This is a genomic window from Streptomyces sp. WELS2 (assembly GCF_013870595.1).
GTDB lineage: Bacteria > Actinomycetota > Actinomycetes > Streptomycetales > Streptomycetaceae > Streptomyces.
This window is the reverse complement of the sequence record NZ_JACBWZ010000917.1, coordinates 1-2,296: the sequence shown is the minus strand read 5'-3', so window position 1 is coordinate 2,296 and position 2,296 is coordinate 1. Positions and strand designations below refer to the sequence as shown.

At 70.7% G+C, this 2,296-nt stretch carries 4 protein-coding genes and 1 pseudogene; 1 reads left to right on the top strand and 4 read right to left on the bottom strand.

Translation table 11 applies throughout. The features are described 5' to 3' along the window. A partial coding sequence (locus H5J33_RS31735; protein WP_181798197.1) for a methyltransferase occupies window positions 1-876 on the top strand: 876 nt, incomplete at its 5' end. A 76-nt stretch (window positions 877-952) separates the two neighbouring features. Here the strand turns inward: H5J33_RS31735 and H5J33_RS31730 are convergent. The 4 genes and pseudogenes from H5J33_RS31730 to H5J33_RS31715 all read right to left on the bottom strand — a co-directional run. Further along, window positions 953-1,285 carry a TcmI family type II polyketide cyclase gene (locus H5J33_RS31730; protein ID WP_181798196.1) on the bottom strand — a complete coding sequence of 111 codons (333 nt, stop codon included), beginning with the start codon at window positions 1,283-1,285 and terminating at the stop codon, window positions 953-955. Between the two features lie 21 nt (window positions 1,286-1,306). Then, complete coding sequence (locus tag H5J33_RS31725) at window positions 1,307-1,786, bottom strand: SRPBCC family protein (RefSeq protein ID WP_181798195.1); 480 nt, start codon at window positions 1,784-1,786, stop codon at window positions 1,307-1,309. A 1-nt stretch (window position 1,787) separates the two neighbouring features. Next, window positions 1,788-2,042, bottom strand: coding sequence for an acyl carrier protein (locus H5J33_RS31720; protein ID WP_030783119.1), 255 nt, complete (start codon window positions 2,040-2,042; stop codon window positions 1,788-1,790). A gap of 22 nt (window positions 2,043-2,064) precedes the next feature. Next, window positions 2,065-2,296: pseudogene (locus tag H5J33_RS31715) on the bottom strand (ketosynthase chain-length factor); the annotation flags it as partial.

Sequence of the window (2,296 nt, the reverse complement as noted above, 5' to 3'; positions counted from 1 at the left end):
GCCGTGCACACCGAGCCGGGGCCGCTGCGCCGGCTGCTGCGCGCCCTGTCCTGCTACGGCGTCTTCGCCGAGCGGCCCGACGGCACCTTCGCCCACACCGAGATGTCCCGGCTGCTGCGCGAGGACGACCCGAACAGCCTGCGCGCCATCGCCCTGTGGTGCACCGAGCCGTGGACCTGGGACGCCTGGCCCCGGCTGGACCGGGCGGTGCGCACCGGCCGCGACGTCGTACAGGACCTGTACGGCAAGGAGTTCTTCGAGTACCTCAACGAGGACGCCCCGGAGTCCGCGGACGTCTTCAACCAGGCGATGACCCGCTCCAGCGAGCAGTCGGCCCGGGAGGTCGCCGCGCTGCTCGACCTGTCCGGCAGCGACTCGGTCGCCGACCTCGGCGGCGGGCAGGGGCACGTGGTGGCCAGCCTGCTCGACAAGTACCCGGCGATGCTGGGCTATCTGCTGGACCTGCCGCGGGTGGTGGACAACGCGCTGCCCCGGCTGCGCGAGGGCGGCGACCTGGCCGGCCGGACGCGGATCGTGCCGGGTGACATCCGCGAGGCCGTCCCGGTCAAGGCCGACGTCTACATCATCAAGAACATCCTGGAGTGGGACGACGAATCCACCGCCCGGCTGCTGCGCAACGTGGTCGAGGCGGGCGGTCCCGGCACCCGGGTCGTCGTCATCGAGAACCTGGTGGACGACACGCCGTCCATGCGGTTCAGCACCGCCATGGACCTGCTGCTGCTGCTCAATGTGGGCGGGGCCAAGCACACCACCGCCAGCATGACCGGCCGGCTGCGGGCGGCGGGCCTGGAGGTCGGCGACATCCGCCCGGTCAACCCGTTCCTGCACGCGTTCGACTGCACGGTGCGCGGGTGAGAGCGCTCCCCCACGGCACACCGGTGCCGGGTCCGCGTCCGACGCGGGCCCGGCACCGGTGCTCCGGACGGGGATCTCAGACTCCGGCGTCGCGCTCCCAGACGTAGAAGCGCCGGGCCATGGCGTCCTTCGGGGACCGCCAGGTCTCGGGGTCGTACGCGCTGACGTACGCCGACAGCCGCTCGCTGACCTCCCTGAACTCGGGGTGCGACGTGACCTTGGCGATGGCCGGTCCGGGCTCGCGCTCGGACTCGATGAGGTGCATGTACACATCGCCGAACTGGAAGAGGCTGCGCCGGACCACCCCGACGAGATGCGGCAGCTCTCCGCGGTCGGACTCCGTGAACACCTTGGCGATGTCCGGCGCGGAGCCCGGGGCCATGCGGGCGACGATCAGGGCCTGGTGCACGGTCGTCTCCTGCTCTCCGGCTCAGTCGGCCAGGGCCGGGGCGGGGCGCCGGCCGGCCGCCGCCTTCTCGATCTTGTCCCGGATCAGGGCGAGCTGGACCTTGGAGTTCTTGTTGATGTTGTCGGTCATCCAGTCGTCGTCGACCGGCGCGTCCGGCTTCATCTCGAAGTCCTGGGTCCACACCATCCGGGTGCCGGCCGGGACCTCCTCGTAGCTCCAGTGGATGTTCATGTGGGCGAAGGGGCCGGTCTCCACCCGGCGGGCCGTGACGGTGCGCGAGTCGCGGTCCGGCTCGCGCTCGGAGACCCAGCTCCAGACGGTGCCGTTCTCGTCCGGGTGCATGGTCAGCCGGAACGTGGTCTTGGCGCCCTCCCGCTTGAGGACCTCCACCGACGCGTACTCGCTGAACAGCTGCGGCCAGCGCTCCAGGTCGTTGGTCATGTCCCAGACCAGGTCCAGCGGGGCGGCGATGGTGATCTCGTTCTGGGTGTGTCCTGCCATGTCAGGCTCCTGCCATCAGGGTGGTGTTGACGAGGTTGAGGAACTGCTGCGGCGTCTTGCAGCGTTCGGCGTCGACCGGCATCGGGGTGCCGTGGGTGTTCTCCAGCTCGCCGACGATGCCGAGCAGGCCGAGCGAGTCGACGCCGAGGACGTCGAAGCCGGTGTCCGGCTTCTCCATCAGCTGCTCCGGGCTGACGGTCACCCCGGCGGCCTTCTTCATCAGCGCGGCGAGTTCTTCCACGGTGATCTGCGGCATGTGCTTTCCTCCTTTGCTGTGCTCACTGCCTGGTGCCGGCTCGCAGCACCAGCGCCGAGTTCGACCCCATGAGTCCGCGGCTGAGCACCAGGGCGGTGCGCGGTTCGGCGACGCGGGCGTGGCCGGTCACGAGGTCGAGGTCGTGGCAGACGTCGAAGACGTTCGGCGTCGGCGGGATCAGGCCGTGCTCCATCGCCAGCACGGCCGCGGCGGTGTCCAGCACGGGGGCCGCGCAGTAGCCGCGGCCGATGCCG